The sequence below is a fragment of the Streptomyces sp. KL109B genome, assembly GCF_030766935.1.
In the GTDB taxonomy this organism is placed as follows: Bacteria; Actinomycetota; Actinomycetes; order Streptomycetales; family Streptomycetaceae; genus Streptomyces.
In genome coordinates, this window is sequence record NZ_JASERL010000032.1 from 1 (window position 1) to 532 (window position 532).

A 532-nucleotide genomic window follows, 5' to 3' on the forward strand; every position below is an offset into this window, starting at 1 on the left:
TCGGTCAGCAGCCGGACTTCTCCACCGCTCCAGTCCACATGAGAGGTCGGTTCATCCACGTGCAGGGTGGCGGGCAGCACTCCGTGGCGCAGTGCTTCCACCATCTTGATCACACCGCCGATCCCGGCCGCCGCCATGGTGTGGCCGATGTTCGACTTCAGGGACCCCAGCCACAAGGGCCGGTCCTGGGCACGTTCCTTGCCGTATGTGGCCAACAGCGCCTGGGCCTCGATGGGGTCGCCCAGCTTCGTGCCCGTGCCGTGTGCTTCCACGACATCCACATCGCCCGCGTTCAGGCCCGCGTCCGCGAGGGCCAGGCGAATCACGCGCTGCTGGGACGGGCCGTTGGGAGCGGTCAGTCCGTTCGAGGCACCGTCCTGGTTGACCGCCGAACCCCGCAGCACCGCCAGTACTCGATGTCCGCGTGCACGTGCCTCGGACAGCCGTTCCAGCACCACCAGGCCCGCGCCCTCACCCCAGCCGGTCCCGTCGGCCGACTCCGCGAAGGCCTTGCACCGCCCGTCCGCGGACA

Annotated in this window: 1 protein-coding gene; it reads right to left on the reverse strand. The window is 69.4% G+C overall.

Going from position 1 to position 532, the window contains the following annotated elements:
- Positions 1 to 532 (reverse strand): polyketide synthase (locus RBJ65_RS42010; RefSeq protein WP_306332220.1); only part of this gene is annotated, 532 nt, incomplete at both ends.